The 24,316-nt window shown below is 60.3% G+C and carries 24 protein-coding genes and 4 tRNA genes; 19 read left to right on the top strand and 9 right to left on the bottom strand.

Annotated features, from left to right (window positions below):
* Positions 1–16: 16 nt before the first annotated feature.
* The 5 genes from Q0859_RS08640 to Q0859_RS08660 all read left to right on the top strand — a co-directional run bounded on the left by Q0859_RS08640 (position 17) and on the right by Q0859_RS08660 (position 6,571).
* A complete protein-coding gene (locus tag Q0859_RS08640) occupies positions 17–1,756 on the top strand; it encodes an ATP-binding protein (protein WP_299149801.1) in 1,740 nt (579 codons plus the stop codon).
* Positions 1,753–2,982, top strand: coding sequence for a sigma-54 dependent transcriptional regulator (locus tag Q0859_RS08645; protein ID WP_299149803.1), 1,230 nt, complete (start codon positions 1,753–1,755; stop codon positions 2,980–2,982). Before Q0859_RS08640 ends, Q0859_RS08645 begins: the two co-directional genes overlap by 4 nt.
* A gap of 243 nt (positions 2,983–3,225) precedes the next feature.
* Positions 3,226–4,221 carry a DctP family TRAP transporter solute-binding subunit gene (locus tag Q0859_RS08650; RefSeq protein WP_299149806.1) on the top strand — a complete coding sequence of 332 codons (996 nt, stop codon included), beginning with the start codon at positions 3,226–3,228 and terminating at the stop codon, positions 4,219–4,221.
* 136 nt (positions 4,222–4,357) lie between these two features.
* The gene (locus tag Q0859_RS08655) at positions 4,358–5,026 is read left to right on the top strand and encodes a TRAP transporter small permease (RefSeq protein ID WP_299149809.1); all 669 of its coding nucleotides are present in this window, start codon (positions 4,358–4,360) and stop codon (positions 5,024–5,026) included.
* A 3-nt stretch (positions 5,027–5,029) separates the two neighbouring features.
* Positions 5,030–6,571: a TRAP transporter large permease gene (locus Q0859_RS08660; RefSeq protein WP_299149813.1), complete on the top strand. Its 1,542-nt coding sequence runs from the start codon at positions 5,030–5,032 to the stop codon at positions 6,569–6,571.
* A 144-nt stretch (positions 6,572–6,715) separates the two neighbouring features.
* Here Q0859_RS08660 and tpiA read toward each other — a convergent pair whose 3' ends face one another.
* Complete coding sequence (gene tpiA, locus Q0859_RS08665) at positions 6,716–7,462, bottom strand: triose-phosphate isomerase (protein ID WP_299149816.1); 747 nt, start codon at positions 7,460–7,462, stop codon at positions 6,716–6,718.
* 91 nt (positions 7,463–7,553) lie between these two features.
* Here tpiA and Q0859_RS08670 point away from each other — a divergent pair, with 91 nt between their 5' ends.
* Positions 7,554–8,459: a 2-oxoglutarate and iron-dependent oxygenase domain-containing protein gene (locus Q0859_RS08670; RefSeq protein ID WP_299149820.1), complete on the top strand. Its 906-nt coding sequence runs from the start codon at positions 7,554–7,556 to the stop codon at positions 8,457–8,459.
* 33 nt (positions 8,460–8,492) lie between these two features.
* Here Q0859_RS08670 and Q0859_RS08675 read toward each other — a convergent pair whose 3' ends face one another.
* Genes Q0859_RS08675 through Q0859_RS08685 form a run of 3 tightly spaced genes read right to left on the bottom strand, consistent with a single transcriptional unit; the run spans position 8,493 to position 10,083 of the window.
* Positions 8,493–8,816: a TfoX/Sxy family protein gene (locus tag Q0859_RS08675; RefSeq protein WP_299149822.1), complete on the bottom strand. Its 324-nt coding sequence runs from the start codon at positions 8,814–8,816 to the stop codon at positions 8,493–8,495.
* A gap of 1 nt (position 8,817) precedes the next feature.
* Entirely contained in the window at positions 8,818–9,198 is a 381-nt protein-coding gene (locus Q0859_RS08680) for an iron-sulfur cluster assembly accessory protein (RefSeq protein ID WP_299149825.1), read from the bottom strand.
* A 15-nt stretch (positions 9,199–9,213) separates the two neighbouring features.
* Positions 9,214–10,083 carry a LysR family transcriptional regulator gene (locus Q0859_RS08685; RefSeq protein WP_299149828.1) on the bottom strand — a complete coding sequence of 290 codons (870 nt, stop codon included), beginning with the start codon at positions 10,081–10,083 and terminating at the stop codon, positions 9,214–9,216.
* A gap of 84 nt (positions 10,084–10,167) precedes the next feature.
* On the opposite strand from Q0859_RS08685, the gene Q0859_RS08690 reads away from it, so the two are divergent.
* The gene (locus Q0859_RS08690; RefSeq protein ID WP_299149830.1) at positions 10,168–10,314 is read left to right on the top strand and encodes a hypothetical protein; all 147 of its coding nucleotides are present in this window, start codon (positions 10,168–10,170) and stop codon (positions 10,312–10,314) included.
* Positions 10,315–10,384: 70 nt separating this feature from the next.
* Here the strand turns inward: Q0859_RS08690 and Q0859_RS08695 are convergent, their stop codons facing one another.
* From Q0859_RS08695 to rimK, 3 genes are all read right to left on the bottom strand, one after another.
* The gene (locus Q0859_RS08695; protein WP_299149832.1) at positions 10,385–10,747 is read right to left on the bottom strand and encodes an SUF system Fe-S cluster assembly protein; all 363 of its coding nucleotides are present in this window, start codon (positions 10,745–10,747) and stop codon (positions 10,385–10,387) included.
* Between the two features lie 71 nt (positions 10,748–10,818).
* The gene (locus Q0859_RS08700) at positions 10,819–11,607 is read right to left on the bottom strand and encodes a hypothetical protein (RefSeq protein WP_299149834.1); all 789 of its coding nucleotides are present in this window, start codon (positions 11,605–11,607) and stop codon (positions 10,819–10,821) included.
* Between the two features lie 116 nt (positions 11,608–11,723).
* Complete coding sequence (gene rimK, locus Q0859_RS08705) at positions 11,724–13,100, bottom strand: 30S ribosomal protein S6--L-glutamate ligase (RefSeq protein ID WP_299149838.1); 1,377 nt, start codon at positions 13,098–13,100, stop codon at positions 11,724–11,726.
* Between the two features lie 128 nt (positions 13,101–13,228).
* Here rimK and tgt point away from each other — a divergent pair, with 128 nt between their 5' ends.
* The 4 genes from tgt (at position 13,229) to Q0859_RS08725 (ending at position 18,086) form a co-directional block, all read left to right on the top strand.
* Positions 13,229–14,356: a tRNA guanosine(34) transglycosylase Tgt gene (gene tgt / locus Q0859_RS08710; RefSeq protein ID WP_299149842.1), complete on the top strand. Its 1,128-nt coding sequence runs from the start codon at positions 13,229–13,231 to the stop codon at positions 14,354–14,356.
* Between the two features lie 465 nt (positions 14,357–14,821).
* Complete coding sequence (gene lon / locus Q0859_RS08715; RefSeq protein WP_299149845.1) at positions 14,822–17,230, top strand: endopeptidase La; 2,409 nt, start codon at positions 14,822–14,824, stop codon at positions 17,228–17,230.
* Between the two features lie 260 nt (positions 17,231–17,490).
* Positions 17,491–17,952: an HU family DNA-binding protein gene (locus tag Q0859_RS08720; RefSeq protein ID WP_299149848.1), complete on the top strand. Its 462-nt coding sequence runs from the start codon at positions 17,491–17,493 to the stop codon at positions 17,950–17,952.
* A gap of 59 nt (positions 17,953–18,011) precedes the next feature.
* A tRNA-Val gene (locus Q0859_RS08725) sits at positions 18,012–18,086 on the top strand.
* Between the two features lie 112 nt (positions 18,087–18,198).
* Here the strand turns inward: Q0859_RS08725 and Q0859_RS08730 are convergent.
* Positions 18,199–18,489, bottom strand: coding sequence for a YciI family protein (locus Q0859_RS08730; protein ID WP_299149850.1), 291 nt, complete (start codon positions 18,487–18,489; stop codon positions 18,199–18,201).
* Between the two features lie 86 nt (positions 18,490–18,575).
* Between Q0859_RS08730 and Q0859_RS08735 the strand changes: the two genes are divergently transcribed.
* The 7 genes from Q0859_RS08735 (at position 18,576) to Q0859_RS08765 (ending at position 22,554) form a co-directional block, all read left to right on the top strand.
* Positions 18,576–19,382, top strand: coding sequence for a LysR family transcriptional regulator (locus tag Q0859_RS08735; RefSeq protein WP_299149852.1), 807 nt, complete (start codon positions 18,576–18,578; stop codon positions 19,380–19,382).
* Between the two features lie 11 nt (positions 19,383–19,393).
* On the top strand, positions 19,394–19,972 hold the full coding sequence (locus Q0859_RS08740) for a histidine phosphatase family protein (protein WP_299149854.1): 579 nt from the start codon (positions 19,394–19,396) through the stop codon (positions 19,970–19,972).
* Between the two features lie 108 nt (positions 19,973–20,080).
* Positions 20,081–20,156 (top strand) — tRNA-Val (locus Q0859_RS08745).
* A 365-nt stretch (positions 20,157–20,521) separates the two neighbouring features.
* Positions 20,522–20,974 (top strand): GFA family protein, encoded by a 453-nt coding sequence (locus tag Q0859_RS08750; protein WP_299149857.1) that lies wholly within the window; start codon positions 20,522–20,524, stop codon positions 20,972–20,974.
* A 289-nt stretch (positions 20,975–21,263) separates the two neighbouring features.
* Entirely contained in the window at positions 21,264–22,202 is a 939-nt protein-coding gene (locus Q0859_RS08755) for a pirin family protein (RefSeq protein WP_299149860.1), read from the top strand.
* Positions 22,203–22,333: 131 nt separating this feature from the next.
* A tRNA-Asp gene (locus tag Q0859_RS08760) sits at positions 22,334–22,410 on the top strand.
* Positions 22,411–22,477: 67 nt separating this feature from the next.
* Positions 22,478–22,554, top strand: a tRNA-Asp gene (locus Q0859_RS08765).
* A 33-nt stretch (positions 22,555–22,587) separates the two neighbouring features.
* On the opposite strand, the gene Q0859_RS08770 is transcribed toward Q0859_RS08765, so the two are convergent.
* A complete protein-coding gene (locus Q0859_RS08770) occupies positions 22,588–23,358 on the bottom strand; it encodes a hypothetical protein (RefSeq protein WP_299149865.1) in 771 nt (256 codons plus the stop codon).
* Between the two features lie 79 nt (positions 23,359–23,437).
* Between Q0859_RS08770 and Q0859_RS08775 the strand changes: the two genes are divergently transcribed.
* Positions 23,438–24,310: a glycosyltransferase family 2 protein gene (locus Q0859_RS08775; RefSeq protein ID WP_299149869.1), complete on the top strand. Its 873-nt coding sequence runs from the start codon at positions 23,438–23,440 to the stop codon at positions 24,308–24,310.
* The last annotated feature ends 6 nt before the right edge of the window (positions 24,311–24,316 follow it).

The raw sequence follows: 24,316 nt of genomic DNA on the forward strand, positions 1-24,316 counted from the left end.
GGATAGAGTGCGCGCCATGAAGGTTGGCTTTGGCAGACGGATCGCGGTGATTGTCGGGTTTGTGGCACTGGTCGCGGCGGCGGCGGCAGGGGTGTGGCGATACGGCTATTTTCAGGCGCTTGATCAGCTGTCGCGCCAGGGGGCGTCCGACCTTGCACTGGCGAGTGATCGACTCACGGGGCAGTTGCAACGCTACCGCGAACTGGCGGTGTTGGTGGCGGATCATCCGCAAATCGGGGCGGTGCTGGCGGGTGAAGACGTGCGTGCCGCCGAGGCGCTGTTCCTTGAAATCGCAGACAAAACCGCGGCTGAGGATATTCGGCTGACCGACGCCGCGGGGCACGTTCTGGCCAGCGCGCGGCTTGAGCCGACGGGCGTGGATATCGCCCCCTTGGTGCGCCGCGCCACCCAGGGGGCACTTGGGTGGGGCAATGGGCAAAGTGCGTCGGGTGCGCGCGTCTTTGCCTATGCGGCACCGGTCTTTGATGCCCGCTCGCAGGTCAGGGGGGCGGTGGTGGTGACGGCTGACCTTGCCGGGATCGAGTGGGACTGGGTCGGGTCGAACCCGGCGGTCTTTTTCACGGATGCGGCGGATCGGGTGTTCATCACCAACCGTTCGGAGATCGTATTCTGGCAACGCCCTGCCGACGGGCCGGGCCTGGCCCCGGCAGATGGCAGCGCCTTGCCCTTTGACAGTTACCGGATCGGGCGGCACGAGGTGTGGGAGATGGGGTGGGGGCCGTATCTGCCGCGAAATGCGCTGCATCTGGTGCGCCCGCTGCCGGTCATAGGGATGACGGGCGAGGCGCTGGTGGATGTGACCCCTGCGCGCCGGCTTGCGACCTTGCAGGCGGCGGCGGTGGCGGGCTTGTGCCTCGCGTTCGGCGCGCTGTTGTTTCTGGCAACCGAACGGCGGCGTACTCTGGCCGAGGCCAACGCCCAGCTTGAGGCCCGCGTGGCCAGTCGCACCGCCGCCTTGTCCGACAGCAACGCCCAATTGCGTCGCGAAGCGATCGAGCGGGAGGAGGCACAAGCCGCCCTTGCCCGCGCGCAAGCTGATCTGGCGCAGGCGGGTAAACTCAGCGCGCTTGGGCAGATGAGCGCGGGGCTGAGCCATGAGTTGAACCAGCCGCTGATGGCGATCCAGACCTATGCGGACAACGCTGTGGCCTTCCTTGAGCGGGACAAGCCCGCACGGGCCAGCGACAACCTGACCCGTATTTCGGATATGGCGCGGCGGATGGGGCGGATCATCAAGAACCTGCGGGCGTTTGCGCGACAGGAAAGCGAACCTGCGGTGCGGGTTGATCTGGCCCAAGTGATTGAAAGTGCGGTGGAATTGACCAAACCACGGATGCGGCAGCTGGATGTGACGCTGGACTATGATCCACCACCGACGCCCATCTGGGTGTCGGGCGGTGAGGTCCGGCTCGGGCAGGTCTTTGTCAATCTGATCTCGAATGCGATGGACGCGATGGTCGGGCGCGAGATGCGTGTGTTGCGGATTGCCGTGCAAGGGCCACAGGTGCGGATCAGTGACACAGGCCCCGGCATTGCGGTGCTCGACCGGGTGTTTGATCCGTTCTATTCCACCAAAGAGGTGGGTGCATCCGAAGGGATGGGGCTGGGACTGTCGATTTCCTATGGGATCGTGCAGAGTTTTGGGGGCACCATTTCCGGCAATAACGGCTCGCAAGGCGCTGAATTCACGGTGGAACTGCGGCCTTGGGTCGCCCGCGCCGAGGCTGCGGAATGACGGTGCAGGTGCTGGTGGTGGATGACGATGCGGCCGTGCGGGATGCTTTGGCCCAGACGCTGGAATTGGCGGACCTGAGCCCCCTGACCGCGGGGTCTTTCGTGGTCGCCAAGGATCATATCACCCGCGATTTTGACGGGGTCATCGTGTCCGACATCCGGATGCCGGGGCGGGATGGGTTTTACCTTTTGGCCCACACGCGCAAGGTGGATGCGGACCTGCCGGTGATCTTGTTGACGGGCGAAGGCGATATCCCGATGGCCGTCCAGGCGATGCGCGAGGGCGCGTTTGGTTTTTTGGAAAAACCATGTGCGCCCAGTGATTTACTGTCCGTTCTTGAACGTGCTCTCAAGGCGCGGGCCCTGGTTCTGGAAAACCGCCGTCTGCGGACGCTGGTCGAAAGCGGGGACCCGGCAGCACGCATGTTGTTTGGGGAGTCCGTGCAGGCCAACGGGCTGCGCGCACGCGTCCGCCTTGTTGCGCCCTTGGAGACCGAGGTGTTGGTGACCGGTGCGCCGGGAACCGGGATTTCCAAGGTGGCCGAGGTGATCCACCTGTCCTCTTTACGCTCCAAGGCACCGTTCGTGAAACGGGCTGCCGCCGATCTCGCACCCCGTGTGCTGGCCAAGGCGCTGGACGTCGCAGCGGAGGGCAGCCTGTTCCTGGACGAAATCACGCGGTTGCCTGCCGCCAGTCAACTTGCTCTGCTTGAAGCTCTTGAGGGCGGTGCGCGCGCCCGCTTGATCGCGGGCAGCACCAGCGATCTGGGTGCGGCGGTGGAGGCCGGGTTGCTTAATGCGGACCTGTATTACCGGATCGAGGTGATGCCTGTGCGCATTCCCTCGCTGTCAGAACGGCCCGAGGATATTCCGGTTCTGTTTCGTCACTATGTCGCCCAAGCTGCTGAACAGGCTGGATTATCTGCGCCCGAGATTGGGCCGGATCACATGGCGGCCTTGATGGCGCAGGACTGGCCGGGCAACGCGCGATCCTTGATGAGTGCGGCGATGCGCTTTGTGCTGGGGATGCCCGAAGAGATTGGCAAGGTTGCGGATCAGGGCCTTGCCGAACAATTGGCGCGGGTGGAACGGGCGCTGCTGATTGCGGCGTTGGGACGACAGAATGGGCATGCAAGTGCGGCGGCAGAAGCGCTCAAGCTGCCGCGCAAGACGTTCTATGACAAGCTGAAACGCTACGGGATTCGGGCTGAGGATTATCGACGCTAACACTGTGTGGAAATCCGCTCACTTTCGTGGATGGTTGTCCGGTTTATCGCACAGGGACCTGTCGGGCGGCCATCGAATTACATTAGGAAAATTCCGTAATTATCGGAAATATAATGATATAGTGAATTTACCCGATAGACTGGCAAAGTTGATACACCCCGGCCCGCGCATTCTGGTTTTATATACCAGTGCGTCCCCACGGGGACAGAACCAAAAATGACCACTCTCTGGGAGGAGACCCACATGAAATTCCTGACTGCTGCCGCCCTTGCCCTGACTGTCAGCGCGGGCGCTGTTGCCGCCGCCTGTGACAGCGGCGAAATCGTCATCAAATTCAGCCATGTCACCAACACGGACAAACACCCCAAAGGCATCGCCGCCTCGTTGCTGCAAACGCGCGTCAATGACGAGATGAACGGCAAGGCCTGCATGGAAGTGTTCCCGCAATCCTCGCTATATAACGATGATCAGGTGCTTGAAGCGCTGCTGCAAGGTGACGTGCAGATGGCCGCGCCAAGCCTGTCGAAATTCGAGCAGTTCACCAAACAGTTCCGGATCTTCGATCTGCCGTTCATGTTCAAGAATGTCGAAGCGGTCGATGCCTTCCAAACCTCGGAAACGGGTCAGGCGATGAAGGAATCGATGACGCGCCGTGGCCTGTTGGGCCTCGCATTCTGGCATAACGGGATGAAACAGATGTCGGCCAATGTCGCGCTGAACTCGCCTGCGGATGCCAGCGGGCTGAAATTCCGGGTGCAGAACTCGGACGTGCTGAAGGCGCAAATGGCGGCCATCGGTGGCTCGCCTCAGCCCATGGCGTTTTCCGAAGTGTACGGCGCGCTGCAAACCGGTGTTGTGGACGGTCAGGAAAACACATGGTCCAACATCTGGGGTCAGAAATTCTTTGAGGTGCAGGACGGTGTGACCGAAACCAACCACGGGATCATCGATTATCTTGTCGTGACATCAACGGATTTCTGGGATTCACTGCCGGACGACACCCGGACGCAACTGGCCACCATCGTCGAGGAAGTGACCACGACCCGTAATGCGGAATCCACCCGCGTGAACGAAGAGGCGAAAGCAGCCATCATCAACGCCGGTGGTGTGGTGCGCGAATTGACGCCCGAGCAGCGTGAAGAGTGGGTGACGGTGATGAAGCCGGTCTGGGATCAGTTCAAGGATGATGTCGGCCAGGAAAACATTGACGCGGCCCAGTCGATCAACGCAGGTCTCTAGGCTTTACGCCACGAAAGTGATGCGCGCGCCATTCCGTGCGCGCATCTATTTCTGGACACGGCATGTGACGTTGTTGTGCCTGTCCAGCCTCTTTCGACCATCAGAAAGGCGCCATATGGCACATTCCGCCCCGCCGATGAGCCCGCTCGGCCGTATCGTCAACGAGATCGAAGAGACGATGATCGCGCTGCTTCTGGCTGGCATGACGTTGATAACCTTTGCAAATGTCGTCCTGCGATATGGCTACAATACAGGCCTGATCTGGGGGCTTGAGGCGGTCACCTTCCTGTTCGCGTGGCTTGTGCTGTTTGGGGTGTCCTATGCGGTCAAGGTTACGGCGCATCTTGGGGTGGACGCTGTGATCAACCTGTTTTCGCCCCCTGTGCGCCGTATCATTGCACTGGCGGCGGCGACCGTGTGCCTGGCCTATGCGTTCCTGTTGCTGAAGGGCGCGTGGGACTATTGGGCCAATTTCGCCAACCTGCCACAAACCACGGGCAAGTGGTTTCCGACCGGGTTTGAAGAGATGAAACGCTCGTCTTTCCGTGGCTGGTACGAGGTGATCGACATTCCGTTTCCCGAATGGCTCCGCTGGATTGAGCCGATTATGAACGAGGGCGAAGCCTACGAAAAAATTCCGCGCTTCATTCCCTATGCGATCCTGCCCTTTGGCATGGCCCTGCTGTTGTTCCGCTTTGTTCAGGCCACGGTCCGGTTGGCCAGTGGTACCGCACAAAGCCTGATCGTCAGTCATGAGGCCGAAGATGATATCGAAGCCGTAAAACACATGAACGAAGGCAATTAAGACATGGAAGTTGCAGTTCTTTTTGGCCTTGTCGTCGGCTTGATGTTGATCGGTGTGCCCATTGCGGTGTCCTTGGGCATGTCCTCGATCCTGTTTTTGCTGGTGCTGAGTGATACGTCGCTGGCTTCCATCGCGCAGACGCTGTTTCAGGCGATGGCGGGGCATTATACATTGCTTGCGATACCGTTCTTCATACTCGCGTCGACCTTCATGTCCACGGGCGGTGTGGCGCAGCGGATCATCCGGTTTTCCATCGCTGTGGTGGGCCACTTTCCCGGTGGCCTCGCGATTGCGGGGGTGTTTGCCTGCATGATGTTCGCCGCCCTGTCCGGGTCAAGCCCCGCGACGGTGGTTGCCATCGGGTCGATCGTGATCGCGGGCATGACTCAGGTCGGCTATACCAAGGATTTCGCCGCGGGCGTGATTGCCAACGCCGGCACCCTCGGCATCCTGATCCCGCCCTCCATCGTGATGGTGGTCTATGCCTCGGCCACGGATGTGTCGGTGGGCCGGATGTTCCTGGCCGGCGTGATTCCGGGCCTCATGGCTGGATCCATGCTGATGATCACCATCTATGCGATGGCCAAGATCAAGAACCTGCCCAAAGGCGAATGGTTGGGCTGGGGTGAGGTTGGTGCCTCGGCTGCGGCTGCGTCGGGTGGTCTGTTCCTGATTGTCATCATTCTGGGCGGCATTTACGGGGGTATCTTTACCCCGACCGAGGCGGCGGCTGTGGCGGCTGTCTATTCGTTCCTGATTGCCAGCTACATCTACCGCGATATGGGACCGTTTGCCACAGTGCCACCACGCGCGGGCAACTTCACCGGCATCACGCTGATGGGCGGTTTGGGCATCGGCATTGTCATCTGGCTCGCCTCGGGCGGGGCGATGGATTTGACCCTTTCGGTGTTGGTCGGATTTGGCGTGGCGGCTGTCCTGGCTGTGATCGAACGTGTCGCACGCGGTCTTGATCTGAACCCCGTCGCAATAGGGTCCGACCTGATCCGCATGCCGCTGGCCTTTGTGCACCGCGACACCAAGAACGCGTTCTTTGAGGCAGGCAAGCTGACCATCACGCTGATGTTCATCATCGCCAACGCGTTGATCCTCAAGCATGTTTTGACGGATGAGCAGATCCCACAACAGATTGCGGGTGCGATGCTGGATGCCGGGTTTGGCCCGGTTGTGTTCCTGATTATTGTGAACGTCATCCTGCTGATTGGCGGTCAGTTCATGGAACCGTCGGGTCTGTTGGTCATCGTCGCCCCCCTGGTTTTTCCCATCGCGATTGAGTTGGGGATCGACCCGATCCATCTGGGGATCATCATGGTCGTGAACATGGAGATCGGGATGATTACGCCGCCTGTTGGTCTGAACCTGTTTGTGACCTCTGGTGTGGCGGGCATGCCGATGATGCGTGTCGTGAAGGCCGCGTTGCCGTTTCTGGCTGTGCTGTTCGTGTTCCTGATTATGGTCACGTATATCCCGGCGATTTCGATCTGGCTGCCGACGCTGATGATGGGGCCGGAGATTATCGTGCGTTAGGGATGGTCACAGGTTTCGCCTGCGCCGTGCGGGCCTGGGGGGCTCTGCCCCTCCAGCCGGAGGCGGGGGCAATTGATTTAAGGGGGCTCTGCCCCCCGGCCTTGCGGCCTCCCCCCGGAGTTTATTTGGCAAGATGAAGGTGGATCAGGACGCGGCGAGTGCGTCGATGATGGGTTGGAAGTCTGCGGCTTTGAGGGATGCGCCGCCGACCAGTGCGCCATCCACGTTTTCGGCGGTGAAGATGTCCGCCGCGTTGCTGGGTTTGACCGACCCGCCATAGAGGATGCGGAAGGTGTTGCCTGCATCGCCGAAGCGGTTCGTCAGCTTGGTGCGGATCATATCGTGGGTTTCGATGATCTGATCGAGCGTGGGCACGCGGCCCGTTCCGATGGCCCAGATGGGTTCATAGGCGATGACCGTGTTTTCTCCCGTTGCCTCGTCTGGCACCGACGCGTCCAGCTGTGCAGCGATGATGTCGAGTGTGTCGGGGCCTGTCCGCTCCGCCTCGGATTCGCCGATGCAGATGATGGCGCTGAGATTGGCGGCCCATGCGGCTTTTGCTTTGGCCCGTATGTCTGCGTTGGTTTCGCCGTGATCCCCGCGCCGTTCGGAGTGGCCCACGATGACAGAAGTGGCCCCCGTGTCAGCGATCATTGTCGCTGCCACATCGCCCGTATGCGCGCCTGAGGTGGCCGCGTGGCAGTCCTGGCCGCCGATTTCGACGGGGCTGCCTTTGGCGATGTCATGGGCGCGGCTCAGCAAGGGCGTGGGCGGGCAGATGATGATTTGCGGGCCTTGGGTGGTTTGATTTCCGGCCAATGTGCCAAGCTCGGCCAAAAGCGCTGCATCGCCGTTCATTTTCCAATTGCCTGCTGCCAGTTTGCGCCGCATGTGCCTGTCGCCTTCTCGTTAGGGTCGCCTTGGTCCTAGCATTGGGCGCGACGCTGCGCTAGGGCTGCACGAACGGGTGAGGGAGGGTGACATGATCCCACGGATTGATGCAGCCGCACTTGCGGCGGGAGCGCCGGACGCGCTTGAGGCGCTGCGCCTGGCGGCGACGGGCGTGGGTTTTGCCATCGTCTATAACACCGCGCTGACGCCCGCGCGGGTTTCTGAGGCCATTGCGACCTATGCTGCGTTTTTTCATCTGCCCGAGGCCGAGAAACGAGCGGTGGATATGGCCCGCACCGGATCGAACCGGGGGTGGGGGGCTGCCGGATCAGAACAGGTTGACCCGGATGCAAACCCTGACTACAAGCAGTTCTTTGATGTCGGATTTGCGTTGCCTGAGGGTCATCCGCTGGCGGGGGACATGTTTTATGCCCCTAATATCTGGCCGGATGATCCCACGTTTTACGCCGTGATTTCAGCCTATTACAGTGATGCGCTGAAAGTTGCGATGACTGTGTTGCGCGGGTTGGCACAGGCCATTGGGGCGGATGTCACCTATTTTGATGAGGCGTTCAAGGCCCCTATGGCGCTGTTGCGGGGAAACTATTACCCGGCCCGCCCGGATTGGGCCGGGGCCAAGGATTTCGGGATTGCAACCCACACGGATTATGGATGTCTCACATTATTGGCCACGGATGGCTCACCCGGACTTGAGGTGCGCAAGCGTGGTGGGGGGTGGATCCCGCTCAGTGCACCGCCCGGCGAGTTCATCATCAACTTTGGCGAGATGATCGAGTTCTGGACCGATGGGGTGGTCAAGGCGACGCCGCACCGGGTGGTTGGTGGCACGCAGGAGCGGATTTCAGTCCCGCTGTTTTTCAATCCGACCTATGACACGAATGTGGCCCCGTCCGGCAGTGGCACGGTGATCAAGGCGGGCGACCATCTTAGCGCACGATTCCGCGAGACTTATGTACATTTGCAAGGAAAATCATAAGAGTATTGTGGTTAACTCACCTGTTACATGAGCTTAGAGATGGGCGATTGCGGCGCGGGCCAACGCGACCGCCTCGTCCGCATCATCAAGGGCGCTGTCGGGCAATTCCCAGTAGGGCATGGACGCCGGGGCTTTGCCTTCTCGCTGGTAGGTCCAGCGGGTGAGGCCCATCTTATCGAAACGGCCCTGCATCTCGCCCTGACCTTTGAGCAGCAACCGCCCGTCGGACATCAGAACCGCAAAGATGCTGCCCGCATGATAAATCCCCAAGCCCCCAAACATCTTTCGGGTACTCAGCAATCCCAGGTCGGCAAAAAGATCAAGTGCGTGAGCGATCTCTTCGTCCGAGACGGCCATGTCAGGAGGCGCTTTGTTCGGCGGCCAGGGTGTCCAAGTCTTTGAAATTGATCGATTCACCACAACCGCAGGCATCTGCCACATTGGGGTTGTTGAACTTAAACCCGGACTCGAGCAGCGCGGTTTCGTAGTCGATTTCAGTGCCGAACAGGAACATCTGCGCCATGGGCGCGATCAGCACGCGGGCCCCATCCTGTTCAACTGCTTCGTCGTTGGGGTCGGCCTGATCGACATATTCCATGGTGTATTCCATGCCTGCACAGCCCCCTTTCTTGACGCCGATGCGCAGGCCGGAATGGCCTTCCTTCTCCATCAATTTGGCGATTTGAGCGGCGGCACGGGGGGTGATGCTGACGGCTTGTTTGCCGGGGATCGAAAACATGGGTGAGAACCTCGATTATCCGACTGTTAAGGTAGGGCTTTGGCGGGCGTCGTGCAAGGGTGTGTGCATGCGCAACCCCATTGCAATGGCGTCGAGGGCCGCGCGGATGGCGGGGTCGTGCCGCGTGTCCTGATGACAGACCAGCCATTCCTCGCAGGTGAGCGCGTCGATGATGTCGCTGACGCGCACAAGGTTGGGCACGGCGTCGCCTGCAAAGGTCGGCAGCACGACGCGCCCGATACTGCCGCGGGCCAGCGCCATGCGGATTTGCGGATCATTGGATACGGCGACCATCTGATCGCCGTGATTGGCCACTGTCCACGCCTCGGACGGCAGGTTGGCGGTGTCATCGCTTGGCCCGATCCACCCCGTGATATCGGGCGACGTGGCATAGACGGCGTGCTGCACCGTGCCGGTGCGCCGCCCGGCAAGCCAGGGGTGGTTGGGGCGGCGGTTGCGCACGCCGATATCGACCTCGCGCCGTTCGATATCCATGTCGAGGTTGCAACTGACGAATTCCGGGGTCCAGGCCGAATCCGGTGTCCAATAGGCGGTCAGGATACGGGCGAGGAATTCTGACGTCCATGTGCCCGCCGACACCCGCACGCGGGGCGGGCCGGACTGGGCGGCGGACCAATGGGCGATGTCGCGGGCGGCGGCTTCCATCCGCTTGGCCCGTTCCAGCAGCGCGCGCCCTTCGGCGGTGGGGGTATAGCCGCTGGCCCCGTGCACAAAGAGGCGCCGCCCGGTGCGCTGTTCCAGCGCGGTCATGCGCCGCGACAGGGTCGCCTGGCTGAGCCCGGTTTCGCGCGCCGCGCCCGCAAGGGTGCCCGCACGGGCGACGGCCGTGAAGAGGCCGAAATCTGTCCAATCGGTGATTTGCATAAATGCAAGCCTAGTTGGGTTTCTGAGGTCTGACAATGCCGACCATGGGCTGCCATCTTGAGGGTGTAACAGAAAGGATGTGCCATGCGTCACCCCTATAGATCAATGGAAATGAACAGTTTGTACCAGCAGGAGCAGAGCGAGTTTGCAAAAATGAAAGAGGACATGCAAAACCGCAAGCGCCGGGCGCGGCGTCGGCGGATTCTGATGTGGGTTTTGCGCCGCCTGTGAGACACGAAAAAGGGCCGCCGGGATAACCGGCGACCCTTTTTCGCGTCTGTGTTGCCCGCGTCAGGGCGTGTTACATAAAGCCCAGTTCAAGCCGTGCCTCGTCCGACATCATCTCCATCCCCCAGGGCGGTTCCCACGTCAGAGCCACATCCACCTGTTTGACACCGGGGATCGGTTCGACCGCATCGGCAACCCAACCCGGCATCTCACCCGCGACCGGGCACCCTGGCGCGGTCAGCGACATGATGATGTTCACTTCGTTCTCGGCATTGATGTCGATGGTGTAGATCAACCCGAGTTCAAAGATATTCACAGGGATTTCAGGGTCATAGACCGAACGGCAGGCTTCGACCACCGCCTCGTGCAGGGGGTGGTCCGTTGATGAGGGCGCAATCAGTGGCGTCCCCTGAAGCTGTTCATTGGGCTGGTTCATGTCATCCCCGCTTTCGTTCCTGAGCGTTTATATAGGGATAGTGGCGCAGGCGGTAAAGGGCGTGGCCTGCATCACTCGCGAATCTGCTGCACGGTTGTGATCAGCTTGGTCTGGTCCACTTCGATGAGCCCGCGCCGTGGCCTGTCCAGATCGATGATCAGGAACACAAGGATCACGATCAGCGTCATCATTGCATAGACGGGTACGCCCGGGCGCACATTCGAGATCGCCGAGGCGAACCCGATCACGGCCCCAAGCAGGATGAATGTCCCAAACAGCAGGAACAGCACCAGTTCGGGCACATGCCGGTCGATGGCCGCATCCCGCGTGGCCAGCGCGTCGATCATGTCGTTGAGGCTGGCGGCAAAGCCCATGGTCACGGGCGAGGGGTTCCGCTGCGCCTCTTGGGCCGCAATCTCCCAAATCTGGTCGAACATGCCTTCGGCCTGCGCGATCAGCCGGTCACGGGTGCCGGCCTCGATTGAGGGCACGGTCGAGGCGGTCAGGCGCAACTGGGCGTAAAGGCGAAACAGGTCCTTCACCTCGCTTTGGGCCGGTTCGGCCACAAGGTCCGTGCGCAGCCACGCGGTGCCGATGGCGTTGGCTTCGTTCACCACTTGGCTGGCCCGTTCGTCATAGCGCCCGAGCGAGAGCGAAAAGGTAAAACCGAGCAGCAGTGCCAAAAGACCGAGGAGAGAGCCCTGCACCGCATTGGCCTGGCTTTTGCTTTCCTCGTTTTCGTTGCGTTGCAGGCGCTTGCCGGTCACGATGCCCAGCCACATGGCCGTGATCATCAGCAGGAACAGGCCGCCGGAGACCAGATAAGAGGGGATGTCGTACATAAGTTCTGTTTGGCCCATCATGTGCTCCGCTGTGCCTGTATCAGCCCCAGAATGCGGGCTGATCGTCACGGCGCAACCCAATTCAGGTGGCTTTCATGTTTTGCGATTTGGGTGTGTTGTTCACGTAGCGGACCTCATTTGCGCCGCCGTGCAGGTTGTGGTTTTACCCGCAGTTCGATCATGTCGTAGATCTTGCCGACAATATCCTTGCCTGTGGCCTTTTCGATCCCCTCGAAACCGGGGCTTGAGTTGACCTCAAGCACCTTTGGCCCGGTTTCTGATCGCAGCAGGTCGACACCGGATTTTCCCAGACCAAAGGCCCGCGCCGCCCGCACCGCGGTGTCGCGCTCTTCCTTGCTGATACGCACGGATGTGGCCGACCCGCCCCGGTGCAGGTTCGAGCGGAAATCGCCCTCTGCCCCGGTCCGTTTCATGGAGCCAACCACCTTGCCGTCAACCACGAGGCAGCGGATGTCCTCGCCCGCGGCCTCCTTGACGAAGTCCTGCACCAGAAAGTTGGCGCGCAAGCCTCGAAAGGCGTCAATCACCGACTCGGCGGCCTTTTTCGTTTCGGCCAGCACGACCCCTTTGCCTTGGGTCGATTCCAGCAGTTTCACGATCACAGGGGCGGACCCGACCAGCCCCAGGATGTTGGCCGTATCGCGTGGTGAGGCTGCAAAGGCGGTCGTGGGCATGCCGATCTTCTTGCCTGCGAGGATCTGATGGGCGTGCAGCTTGTCGCGGCTTGCCGTGATCCCTGCCGATCCGTTCACGCAATAGGTGCCCGTGGTTTCGAACTGGCGGATCACAGCCGTGCCATAGGCCGTGACCGAGGCCCCGATGCGCGGGATCACCGCGTCATAGCGGGGCAGGCGCTTGCCGTCATAGTGCACTTCGGGGGCCATCGCGTTGATCGCCATATAGCAGCGCGTGGTATCGATCACCTCGACCGTGTGACCGCGTGCCTCGCCCACTTCGACCAAGCGGCGGGTGGAATAATTGTCCTCGCGGCTGAGCACGGCAATACGCAAGGAGCGCGAGGGCGCGACCTTGCGCATGGTGGCCGAGTGATAGACGTCGTAGTTCAACTCGGGCTGAAGCCGCTTTTCGGAGGCGGTGATGGTGATATGATCCTGCAAGGCTTGTCGCCCCAGCAACATCCGGCTGGTCATCGAGGACCGGTCCGTCAGCGTGACTTCGATCGGCCAGCTTTGCCCGGCGACGGATAATTTGGTTTCGATCACATAGCGCAATTCCGCTTCACCATTGGACGAGGTCACCTCGCGGCGATCAAGGATCGGGGCCGAACAGGTGATCGACACGTGATCCTTGCCCGCCACCGGAAACACGTTGAAGCGCACCTTGGGCGCTTTGGAGGGGCCGAACACTTCGATATCGTGGGCATGCAGCGCCGAGGTGCGTGCCCCGGTGTCGATCTTGGCCTTGAGCGCGGGCAACCCGAGGTCGGGCAGTTCAATCCATTCTTCCCAGCCAAAATTCAAAATATCCATGTGTGGTGCCCTTTCGGCTGGGATGAGACGTCAGGTGTAGCAAGGCCGCCCTACAGCTTCAACGCGAACGTGGCTTTGGCGCGTGTGGGGGCTTGGCTTTTGCCGTCTCAATGGGCATGAGGCGGCCCATGAGCACATTTTCCTTTGAACTGGCCGCCACCGATGGGCGCGCCCGCACCGGCACCATTTCGACCCCGCGGGGCGACATTCGCACGCCTGCCTTCATGCCCGTGGGCACTGCGGCTACGGTCAAGGCGATGCTGCCCGGATCGGTGCGCGAAACGGGTGCCGATATTTTGCTGGGCAATACCTATCACCTGATGCTGCGCCCCACGGCGGAACGGATTGATGCCTTGGGCGGGCTGCACAAATTTATGAACTGGGATCGCCCGATCCTGACCGACAGTGGCGGTTTTCAGGTGATGAGCCTTGCCGGTCTGCGCAAGCTCACCGAAGAGGGGGTGACGTTCAAATCCCACATTGATGGGTCCAAACACAACCTCACCCCCGAACGCTCGATGGAAATCCAGCGCCTGCTCGGCTCGGATATCGTGATGTGTTTTGATGAATGCCCCGCGCTGCCTGCGGATCGGGACCGGATCGCGCAAAGCATGGAGTTGTCGATGCGATGGGCGGCCCGGTCGCGCGCGGCCTTCGGGGATCGTCCCGGTCATGCCCTGTTCGGCATCCAGCAGGGCGGGCTTGAGGAAGACCTGCGCGGCCGAAGCGCCGAAGCCTTGGTTGAGATTGGGTTTGAGGGTTATGCGGTCGGTGGACTGGCTGTGGGCGAGGGGCAGGAGGCGATGTTTGGCTGCCTTGACTATGCGCCCGCACAACTGCCCGCCGACAAGCCCCGCTACCTCATGGGGGTGGGCAAGCCCGACGATATCGTGGGTGCCGTCGCGCGCGGGATCGATATGATGGACTGCGTGTTGCCGTCGCGGTCGGGGCGCACGGGGCAGGTGTTTACCCGCCACGGTGTGCTGAATATCAAAAACGCGCGGCACATGGACGATCCGCGCCCCTTGGATGAAAACTGCGGCTGCCCGGCCTGTCGCGGCTATTCGCGCGCCTATCTGCATCACGTGTTCCGCAGCCAGGAAATCATCTCGTCCATGCTGCTGACCTGGCACAATCTGCATTACTATCAGGATCTTATGGCTGGGATGCGCGAAGCAATCGCGGCCGGTGCCTTCGAGGCATGGCAAGCCGATTTCCACGCGGGCCGCGCGCAGGGTGACATCGAACCTTTGTGAGCAGAGGTCAGGAATACCTCCATCGTTTGTTTATCCTTTTCGCGTTAGGGTCAGGGCATTCACACACCCTGGGGAGGGATCGTCATGCAGCTTGCGGTTATTTCAGTGTCTTGGTTGATGGTTTCGCTGTTGGCGGTCCTGACTCTGGTATGAGAATGCGCGGCCCTTGCGGATGCTGATCTGACGCATCCCGCCTGATCTTTGGGCCGTGAATGTGCGAGGTCGCCCCGTATCCGAGCATAACCGACATATTGTGTGTTGCGCAGCCCGGACAACGACAGAATGTGTCAAAAAAATGGGAACAGTTGCGTTCGTCCCATTGCGCCCATGCCGCGCGCAGGTCAGGATGGGGCTTGAAACCACAGGGCTGCGCACACACATCAAACAGTCCTGCCATATGAAGGAGACAGCACGCGGTTGCCGCAATCGGGACCCCGCTGTCTTGCCCAGATAAGGAACCAACGCATGCAAGAGCCCCTGAACGCCTCTTACCCCGTGCTGCCATTGCGCGATATCGTGGTGTTTCCCCACATGATCGTGCCGCTGTTTGTGGGGCGCGACAAATCTGTTCGCGCGCTCGAAGAGGTGATGGCTGACGACAAGCAAATCCTGCTGTCGAGCCAGGTGGACCCGTCTATCGACGACCCGGAATCCGACGGGATCTACAAGGCCGGTGTGCTGGCCAATGTGCTGCAACTGCTGAAATTGCCCGATGGCACCGTCAAGGTGCTGGTCGAAGGGCAGGCGCGTGTGCGCATCACTGAATATCTTGAAAACGATAACTTTTTTGAGGCCCGTGCCGAGTATCTGACCGAGATGCCCGGTGATATGGCCACAACCGAGGCGCTGTTGCGCTCGGTTGCCGAAGAGTTTGAACGCTACTCCAAGGTGAAAAAGAACATACCCGAAGAGGCGCTGGCCGCTGTCGGTGAAACGACCGAACCTGCCAAGCTGGCCGATCTTGTGGCCGGGCATCTGGGCATAGAAGTGGAGCAAAAGCAGGACCTGCTTGAAACGCTTGCGGTGAGTGAGCGGCTGGAGAAGGTCTATGGCCTGATGCAGGGCGAGTTGTCCGTGTTGCAGGTCGAGAAAAAGATCAAGACCCGCGTCAAATCCCAGATGGAGCGGACGCAGCGCGAGTATTACCTCAACGAACAGATGAAAGCGATCCAGCACGAGTTGGGCGATGGCGAAGACGGCAAGAACGAAGTTGCCGAACTCGAAGCGAAAATCGCCGAAACCAAGCTCAGCAAAGAGGCGCGCGAAAAGGCCGAGGCCGAGCTGAAGAAGCTCAAGAACATGTCGCCTATGTCGGCAGAGGCGACAGTGGTGCGCAACTATCTCGACTGGATGCTGTCGATCCCGTGGGGCGTGAAATCGCGCGTCAAAAAGGATCTGGGCCGCGCCGAACGTATCCTCGACAACGACCACTATGGTCTTGAAAAGGTTAAGGAACGCATTGTCGAATACCTCGCGGTGCAGCAGCGTTCCAAAAAGATGAAGGGCCCGATCATGTGTCTGGTCGGCCCTCCCGGTGTGGGTAAGACCTCGCTTGGCAAATCTGTGGCCAAGGCGACGGGGCGCGAATTTATCCGCATCTCGCTTGGTGGGGTGCGCGACGAATCCGAAATTCGCGGTCACCGTCGGACTTACATCGGCTCGATGCCCGGCAAGATCATTCAGGCGTTGAAAAAGGCCAAAACCACCAACCCGCTGATCCTGCTCGATGAAATCGACAAGATGGGGCAGGATTTCCGCGGTGATCCGGCCTCGGCCATGCTCGAAGTGTTGGACCCGGAACAGAACGGCACTTTTGTCGATCACTACTTGGAGGTCGAATATGATCTTTCCAACGTGATGTTCCTGACCACATCCAACAGCTACAATATGCCCGGGCCTCTGCTCGACCGGATGGAGATCATCCCGCTGGCTGGCTATACCGAGGATGAAAAATCCGAGATTGCCAAGCAGCACCTAATCGCCAAGCAGGTGAAGAACCACGGTCTGAAAAAGTCCGAGTTCGAGCTGACGGATGACGCCTTGTCCGATATCATTCGCTACTACACCCGCGAGGCTGGCGTGCGGAATCTTGAACGTGAGATCGCCAAGGTGGCGCGCAAGTCGCTGACCAAGATCATCAAGAAAGAGGCTGAGGAAGTTGTTGTAACCTCCGAAAACCTTGATGATTTTCTTGGTGTGCGCAAACATCGCTATGGCCTTGCCGAACAGGCGGATCAGGTTGGTGTTGTGACCGGCTTGGCGTGGACTTCGGTGGGGGGTGATCTGCTCCATATCGAAGCGCTGAAGCTGCCCGGTAAGGGTCGGATGAAGACGACCGGCAAACTGGGTGATGTGATGAAGGAGTCCATCGATGCGGCCTCCAGCTATGTGCGCTCGATCAGTCCCGAGATTGGGGTTAAGCCGCCTCAATTTGACCGGACCGACATTCACGTCCACGTGCCCGACGGCGCGACACCCAAAGACGGGCCAAGCGCGGGTCTGGCGATGGTGACCTCTATCGTGTCGGTGCTGACCGGCATTCCTGTGCGCCGTGATATTGCCATGACGGGCGAGGTGTCACTGCGCGGCAATGCGATGCCCATCGGCGGTCTCAAGGAGAAATTGCTGGCAGCCTTGCGCGGCGGGATCAAGACCGTTCTCATCCCCGAAGAGAACGAGAAAGATCTGGCCGAGATCCCCGACAACGTCAAAGAGGGTCTCGAGATTGTGCCGGTAACCCATGTGCGTGAAGTTTTGCAGCGCGCACTGACGGCTACGCCCGAGGCCATCGAATGGGATGAAGCCGCCGAAGAGGCCGCCGCTGCGGCTGCGGCGGCGGCGCGCAATGACCCACCGATTGCAACCGCGCATTGACGTTTAGATGAAACATGAGGAAGGGCGCGTAAGGCTTTGCTTGCGCGCCCTTTTTTTGTTTAGACCTGCTGTAATCCGTGCCACGCTTCGGTGTCGCTTTTCCGCGTGGAATGTATCCCGTTCGTATCACGCGCGATTGTTGCCTGAAACGAACCAATCTCAATCAAATCGTCTATTTTGTTCTGTTTTTATGGAATTCCAAACGATTTGGCGCTATGAGCGGACCTGAGCAACAATAATAACACCGAAATGAGGCACCCATGGGCACGACGCGCAAGACCACAGCCAAATCGACCAAGACCAGTACGACGAAACCCGCCAAATCGTCTTCGATGACAACGGCGGCGAAAAGTGCTGTGGCCAAGGCCACGCCTGCAAGCCCCCCTGTGGTCGTGGCGGCCGCCGTCCCGGTGGTGTCCGGTCCCAAGATGCGCAAGCCCGAGTTGGTTGATGCCGTTGTGTCCAAGACCGGGATGAAGAAAAAAGACGTCAAACCCATCATTGAGGCGGCATTGGCTGTCCTTGGATCGGCCCTGCAAAGCGGGCGTGAGTTGAACCTTGAGCCGATGGGCAAGATCAAGATCAACCGCGAGAAGAAGCTGCCCGAAGGCAAGGTGATGCACGCAAAGATTCGCCAGCCCAAGGACCTGCCATCCGAAACGGCAAACCCGGATCCCAAGGATATCGAAGGGGCCGATACGACCCCCGCCGCCGCGGAGTAGAATTTCATCCGCGCGCTCTTGCATGCCTTTGCGTGGGCCGTTAAAACGCGCGGACTTCAGGGTGATTAGCTCAGTGGTAGAGCGCTTCGTTCACATCGAAGATGTCAGGGGTTCAAATCCCTTATCACCCACCATTCTCCTTTGAATATCATGGCGTTGACCTTTCTATAAGCACGTCCTCACCGATCCAATGGCCAGGAGTTGTCGCTCCGATCCGTCGACAAACTTTCGAGGCCGCGTCCGTCATTATCCTGCGACCGCACCATCCGCAAAAACCTGCTTCCAACGCAGGATACGCACCGATTTGCGCAAGCCTGTCGGCCAAAACGGGTCTGCATGCACCAGGGCCTCGGCAGCGGCGGCTGTATCGGTCGTCACGATCCAGGCCCCGCCAGCCCCTTGATCATCTTCAAACAATGGCCCCGCAGCCTCGATCACGGCGGTGTTCTGCTGCAAGAAAGCCAGGTGTTCGGGCATCTTTTCAGCGCGGACGTTGTCGTAGCCGTCAGCGTCTTCGAACAGGATGAGGTATGGCATGTGCGCTCCGATCTTGACTATGGGCGCATTCTAACCTTGCGTATCACGAGGTCCTATGGCCCGATACGCAAGGGGGACTTGCAAAAATGCAGGATATGGATTGGGACGGATTGCGGGTGTTTCAGGCTGTTGCGCAGGCGGGCAGCTTTGCGGGTGCGGCCCAAGCGCTCGGGATGCACGAAACGACCATCGCCCGCGCGGTGCGGCGGCTTGAGCGCCAGATGGGCCAGATCCTGTGGCGCGGGCCAGAGGCGGGTGTGACGCCCGAGGGGGCCGTGCTTTGCGCTCATGTCGACATCATGGCCGATCACGCAATGATGGCGCGTGCAGCGGTGTCAGGACGCACCGCGCCGCGCGGTGCCGTCCGTCTGACAGCCGTGCCGTGGGTGGTCGAGGCCGCAGTGGTGCCAAGCTGGCAGCGCATTCACGCGCAACTGCCCGACATCACGCTGTCCCTGATCGGGGCGCATGACAGCCTCAACCTGCTGCATGGAGAGGCGGATATTGCCCTGCGGCTTGCCCGCCCGGAGGTGCAGGGCGATGTGGTTGTACGCAAATTGGGCGACGTGCGCTTTGTGGTGGCGGGCGAGGGGCCGGATTGGATCGGTTATGTGCCCGAGATGGCCCACCTGCCACAAGCGCGCTGGACCTCAGAAGTGGACGGCCCGACTGGTTTGCGCGTGTCCGATCAAGGGGCGGTCACTGCGGCTGTTGGGGCGGGGCTGGGTCGGGGGTGGATCCCGGCGTGCCTTGCGACGGACCCCGACCCGGGCTTTGCTGCGCGCACGCGCCCCTTGTGGTGTCTGACCCACCCGCGCACCCGCCATGCGCCTGCGGTGCGCGCCATTTGTGATGATGTGTTGGCCCTTGTGGCCGCCCGTCTATGTGATTAGCCCTGCATGCCATGACCCATCCTGACCTGTTGATCCTGCGCCACGGCGAAACCGAATGGAACCGTGCGGGGCGTATGCAAGGCACGCGTGACAGCCCGCTGACCGCGCAAGGTCGCGCGCAAGCCGGTGCGCAGGCCAATATCCTGGCGCGCTTTGGGATCGAGGGGTGGATGCTTTATGCAAGCCCGCAGGGGCGTGCCGTCTCGACCGCGCGGATTGCCTATGGCGCGCGCGCTGCGGAGATCATCACGGATCCGCGCCTTTCGGAGATCACCATGGGAGCATGGACAGGCTGTCTGCGCACTGAGATTGCCGCGCAGATGCCCCACCTGTTTGAAGGTGGCAGCGATCTGGGATGGTACGACCATGCGCCCGGCGGCGAGGGGCTTGAGGCACTTTACGCCCGCACCGGTGCGTTTCTGGCGCAATGCACCGGCCCAAGCGTGATCGTCACGCACGGCATTACGTCGCGCATGCTGCGCTGTCACGCATTGGGCTTGGATGCTGGCGCATTTGCCGATCTGCCGGGCGGACAGGGGGTCGTCTATCACCTGTCCGGCGGTGTTCAGAACAAGCTGGCAGATACCTGAGCGCGGACCCTGCATGCGGCCCGCGCCACCAAAGTCTGACCTTCGTCGAAAAAAGCACGGTTGATCGCTTGCAGTTGCGGGGCGGGTTGCGCTAGAGGGTGCAGCATCGGGTCGTTAGCTCAGTTGGTAGAGCGCTTCGTTTACACCGAAGATGTCGGGAGTTCGAGCCTCTCACGACCCACCATCCTGCCACCGTTTCGTTAAGCTCTGGTGTTGCGTTCCAGTGCGCGCCCGACCGCCGCGCGCCCGCTTTGCGGTCACTCTGGGTCGGGAGTTCGAGCCTCTCACGACCCACCACCTGCCACCGTTTCGTTAAGCTCTGGTGTTGCGTTCCAGTGTGCGCCCGACCGCCGCGTGCCCGCTTTGCGGTCACTCTGGGTCGGGAGTTCGAGCCTCTCACGACCCAACACCTCGCGGCAGTATTGGCTTGTTCGGGGGTGGTGATGGCCCGATAGACGGACGTCCGGTTCGCGGGCGAAGCTGCCGTCTGGAATCTCGCAATGAATGTCTGCTAACATCAAAAAGCGTTAGAACCACAGGTGATTGTTAGTGGCACTTCCCAAACCGCCATTTGAAGGCTCCTGTCTTTGCGGATCCGTGCAGGTTCGTATTACCGCCTCGCCACTTCTGACCTTGGCTTGCCATTGCCTTGATTGTCAAAAGTTTACGGCCAGTGCGTTTTCACTCACAACCATGTTTCCAAATGACAGTTTTTCTTGCACCGGCGAGCTTTTCAAAGGTGGCCTTGGCGCTAGCGGCAGGGATCACTACTTCTGCAAGTCATGCGGGAACTTCATCTATTCTCAGATTAGAGGTTCAGATCAACGCATTAATCTACGTACATCAATTTTGAACGGTGCCGCATCTTTCGAGCCATTCGTTGAATTAATGACTGATGAGAAAATGCAGTGGGCAATCGTGCCGACAAAATACAGCTATCAGCAAAGCCCAGATAACCTGGAAGAACTGCAAGCATTGATGGACGAGTATAGTAATTTCTAATTTGCGACTCGGCCCTGTTCCTCAACGATTGATCGAAAGACTGCAAGCAAGAGCAGACCTTCGTGCGTCTTGCAGCATCAATCATTTTGGACATGAGAGCCCCCGGCACGACCTCCCTATCTCGAACGTGACCAATGCCGCCCTAACGCTCAGGCCGATCACTATTCTCTGACGATCCTCATCCCATAACCTGTGCACCGTTGCACCCGCCCCCACCATTATTCGCGGATTGTGTGCTCTCGCGCGTGCGGTATGCTTTCGGCACCTTCCCACAGATGGAGTGCCCGAAATGAGCTGGAATCCTACCCTTGATCCTGATTGCCCCAAAGGCGACGCAGTGAATGCGATTGAGACGGTGATCGTGCCCCGTGCCCGCGATCTGGGCGGGTTCGAGGTGCGCCGCGCCTTGCCTGCGCCCAAGCGCCAGATGGTCGGACCGTTTATCTTTTTTGACCAGATGGGGCCGGCGGAATTCGTGACGAGCAAGGGTATCGATGTGCGCCCGCACCCCCATATCGGGCTGGCGACGGTGACGTATCTTTACAAGGGCAAAATCCATCACCGCGACAGTCTGGGCACCGATCAGTGGATCGAGCCGGGGGCGGTCAACTGGATGGTGGCGGGCCACGGCATCACCCATTCCGAACGTACAGATGGTGAAATTCGGGACCGCCCGCATGATCTGTTCGGCATCCAGACATGGGTCGCCTTGCCCAAGGATGCCGAGGACGACCCGGCCGATTTCGAACATGCGCCCAAGGACACGCTGCCGTTTCTGCAAGGCGAGGGCAAAGAGGTCCGCCTGATCCTCGGGGATGCGTGGGGCGAGCGGGCACCGGTCAAGACAGCGTCCGAGATGTTCTATGCCGATGCGATCCTTGAGGCGGGGGCCAGCATTCCGCTGCCCGACAACCACGAGGATCGGGGGGTCTATGTCGTACAGGGCGAAGTTTCGGTGGGCGGCGAGGTGTTCGGGGCGGGCAAGATGATGGTGTTCCGCCCCGGTGATACGCTCAGCCTGAAGGCGGGCGCACAGGGCGCGCGCCTGATGATGCTGGGCGGCGCAACACTGGAAGGGTCCCGCCATATCTGGTGGAATTTCGTGGCCTCTTCCAAGGAACGGATCGAGGCGGCCAAAGAGGCGTGGCGCGCAGGCGATTGGGCCCATGGCCGCTTCCGATTGCCGCCCGGCGACGAGGATGAATTTATCCCGGCACCGGCCAACTGAAGCGTCTTCGCGCTGTCGTCTTGCTACGGCGCGGGTGTGGCTGCTTTGTCGATTGCACAATTTGGCGCAATAACCTCAAAACCCCGCTTGACGGGGCAGGGCGTGGCACATATGACCGCAAAACGCAGCGGGCGGTTGTAGCTCAGTTGGTTAGAGTACCGGCCTGTCACGCCGGGGGTCGCGGGTTCGAGCCCCGTCAACCGCGCCACTGCTGTCAAGCCTGTCAGGGCTTTGATCTGGACCGCCCGTCATGGCGTGAAACTGACAACAGATGCGCGGTTGTAGCTCAGTTGGTTAGAGTACCGGCCTGTCACGCCGGGGGTCGCGGGTTCGAGCCCCGTCAACCGCGCCATTTTCCCTCAGATTTCAAACGATCCACAGCCCCTCAATCGGCGTAGTGGTATCCAAGAGCCGCCTCAAGGTCTGGATCCAGCTGCGACATTGCCCAGGCTCTGTCCTCATCCGACCAGACCTCGGGTGGCTTTTCACGACCTTTGACTGTGGGCCGAAACCGATTGCCCATATTGCGGGTGATGGGGCGATAGCCGCGTTCGGTGGGTGCCAGATCAAAGACTGTGCCCAGATCATTCACAAACGCCTCGGGCTGGTCGCGAAACGCCTCGAACCGGACCAGCACAACATTGGATTCGCGCTGCAACATCCCCAAAAGGCTGCGGGCCTTGAGCGTTCTCATCTCGAATATGTTCGAAAACCGGGTGCCGTGGATCGGGTGGCGGTCAAATTGCAGCATATGTGCGTCGACTTGCAATTCCGGGTGGATCATCTCGAAATCTGTTGTGCGATCAACAACCCCGTCCCACGGTGCGCGCAGGAATTCGGAGAAGGACAGGGATTGCATGGCGTCATCGGCATGCCATGGACGTTTATAAAGGGAGGCGGCCCAATCGAACGCGTTTCTGAAGGCGCAGACGACGATCATGGAGCGTGGAATCGCCACCATGGCCGGAAACCCATGCTTCCAGCCAAGTGCTTCGGTGCGGTGTAGCCTGACGGATTTCGTGATGGTTTTGCGCACCACATTGGTGCCACAGCCCCGTTCGCCCAGCACCTGGAACATGTCGCACTCGGTCTCGGTATGTCGATGCATGAGCCAGCCTCTCTGGCTCATCGCGGCACCCGGTTGATCAAGTGACATATTCTGCCCTTTTCGATTCTCTTTGCAGTCGGGAGAGGGTAACCTTTGCGCCAGAGGACAAGAAACAGGTTTTTTCGTTATGCAGACAGTGGCCGCCGTCACCATGGTGCGCGATGACGCGTTTTTTCTGAAGGCGTGGCTGCGCCATTACGGCGAGATGTTCGGGCGCGAGAATTGCTATATCGTCAATCATGGCCGCGGGGCCGAGGTGGCCGCTCTGGCCGAGGGGTGCAACATCATCGGCATTCCCGGTGATCCGCACAAGAATTTCGATGTCAAACGGTGGGGCCTGCTCAACAACATCATGGGCGGTTTGCGCCGTTATTATCGCCATGTGATTGTGGGCGATGTGGACGAGCTGGTGATCCGTGACCCCGAAGCGGGAGGCACGCTGCTGGAGTATCTGGAGGATGCGCCGGAGGGGCGGGTGCTGACCCCTCTGGGTTTTGAGGTCATCCACCGGATCGATCTTGAGCCTGACCCGATCGAGGACCACATCCTTGGCCCGCGCCGCCATGTGCGCCCCGCGCCGCACTATTCCAAGCCCTGCATCATTTCGGCCCCCGTCAAGGTCGCCCGTGGTGGCCATTTCACCCAGTTTGACAAGATTTTTGCGCCCGATGACCTCTATCTCATGCACCTCAAGTTCTGTGATTTCGGGGCCTATGTCGGTGTGATGGACCACCGCAACAAGGTGACCCAAGAGGTGCAGGCCACCGTCAAGGAGGCCGCCATCGGCCGCCACTGGTTTGCCGAAACCCGGGGCGAGGACCGCGCTGTGTTCGAGGCGTTTGCCGATTTGCGCATGGTGGATGGTTTTGACATGAGCCCGCTGCGCCGCCGCATGCGCCGCAGTTTCAAACCGCGCGGCACGACGGGGTACTACCATTTCGACCGGCCCGATTATGGCACCCAATATGAATTGCCCGAGCGGTTTTCCGGGGTGATCTAGGGGCAG

This window comes from uncultured Tateyamaria sp., assembly GCF_947497045.1.
Lineage (GTDB): Bacteria > Pseudomonadota > Alphaproteobacteria > Rhodobacterales > Rhodobacteraceae > Tateyamaria.

What these genes read in the sequence shown, in the direction of transcription:
- Q0859_RS08640 (WP_299149801.1), top strand. Translation starts at nt 17, where the DNA reads ATGAAGGTTGGCTTTGGCAGACGGATCGCGGTGATTGTCGGGTTTGTG.
- Q0859_RS08645 (WP_299149803.1), top strand. Translation starts at nt 1,753, where the DNA reads ATGACGGTGCAGGTGCTGGTGGTGGATGACGATGCGGCCGTGCGGGAT.
- Q0859_RS08650 (WP_299149806.1), top strand. Translation starts at nt 3,226, where the DNA reads ATGAAATTCCTGACTGCTGCCGCCCTTGCCCTGACTGTCAGCGCGGGC.
- Q0859_RS08655 (WP_299149809.1), top strand. Translation starts at nt 4,358, where the DNA reads ATGAGCCCGCTCGGCCGTATCGTCAACGAGATCGAAGAGACGATGATC.
- Q0859_RS08660 (WP_299149813.1), top strand. Translation starts at nt 5,030, where the DNA reads ATGGAAGTTGCAGTTCTTTTTGGCCTTGTCGTCGGCTTGATGTTGATC.
- tpiA (WP_299149816.1), bottom strand. Translation starts at nt 7,462, where the DNA reads ATGCGGCGCAAACTGGCAGCAGGCAATTGGAAAATGAACGGCGATGCA.
- Q0859_RS08670 (WP_299149820.1), top strand. Translation starts at nt 7,554, where the DNA reads ATGATCCCACGGATTGATGCAGCCGCACTTGCGGCGGGAGCGCCGGAC.
- Q0859_RS08675 (WP_299149822.1), bottom strand. Translation starts at nt 8,816, where the DNA reads ATGGCCGTCTCGGACGAAGAGATCGCTCACGCACTTGATCTTTTTGCC.
- Q0859_RS08680 (WP_299149825.1), bottom strand. Translation starts at nt 9,198, where the DNA reads ATGTTTTCGATCCCCGGCAAACAAGCCGTCAGCATCACCCCCCGTGCC.
- Q0859_RS08685 (WP_299149828.1), bottom strand. Translation starts at nt 10,083, where the DNA reads ATGCAAATCACCGATTGGACAGATTTCGGCCTCTTCACGGCCGTCGCC.
- Q0859_RS08690 (WP_299149830.1), top strand. Translation starts at nt 10,168, where the DNA reads ATGCGTCACCCCTATAGATCAATGGAAATGAACAGTTTGTACCAGCAG.
- Q0859_RS08695 (WP_299149832.1), bottom strand. Translation starts at nt 10,747, where the DNA reads ATGAACCAGCCCAATGAACAGCTTCAGGGGACGCCACTGATTGCGCCC.
- Q0859_RS08700 (WP_299149834.1), bottom strand. Translation starts at nt 11,607, where the DNA reads ATGGGCCAAACAGAACTTATGTACGACATCCCCTCTTATCTGGTCTCC.
- rimK (WP_299149838.1), bottom strand. Translation starts at nt 13,100, where the DNA reads ATGGATATTTTGAATTTTGGCTGGGAAGAATGGATTGAACTGCCCGAC.
- tgt (WP_299149842.1), top strand. Translation starts at nt 13,229, where the DNA reads ATGAGCACATTTTCCTTTGAACTGGCCGCCACCGATGGGCGCGCCCGC.
- lon (WP_299149845.1), top strand. Translation starts at nt 14,822, where the DNA reads ATGCAAGAGCCCCTGAACGCCTCTTACCCCGTGCTGCCATTGCGCGAT.
- Q0859_RS08720 (WP_299149848.1), top strand. Translation starts at nt 17,491, where the DNA reads ATGGGCACGACGCGCAAGACCACAGCCAAATCGACCAAGACCAGTACG.
- Q0859_RS08730 (WP_299149850.1), bottom strand. Translation starts at nt 18,489, where the DNA reads ATGCCATACCTCATCCTGTTCGAAGACGCTGACGGCTACGACAACGTC.
- Q0859_RS08735 (WP_299149852.1), top strand. Translation starts at nt 18,576, where the DNA reads ATGCAGGATATGGATTGGGACGGATTGCGGGTGTTTCAGGCTGTTGCG.
- Q0859_RS08740 (WP_299149854.1), top strand. Translation starts at nt 19,394, where the DNA reads ATGACCCATCCTGACCTGTTGATCCTGCGCCACGGCGAAACCGAATGG.
- Q0859_RS08755 (WP_299149860.1), top strand. Translation starts at nt 21,264, where the DNA reads ATGAGCTGGAATCCTACCCTTGATCCTGATTGCCCCAAAGGCGACGCA.
- Q0859_RS08770 (WP_299149865.1), bottom strand. Translation starts at nt 23,358, where the DNA reads ATGTCACTTGATCAACCGGGTGCCGCGATGAGCCAGAGAGGCTGGCTC.
- Q0859_RS08775 (WP_299149869.1), top strand. Translation starts at nt 23,438, where the DNA reads ATGCAGACAGTGGCCGCCGTCACCATGGTGCGCGATGACGCGTTTTTT.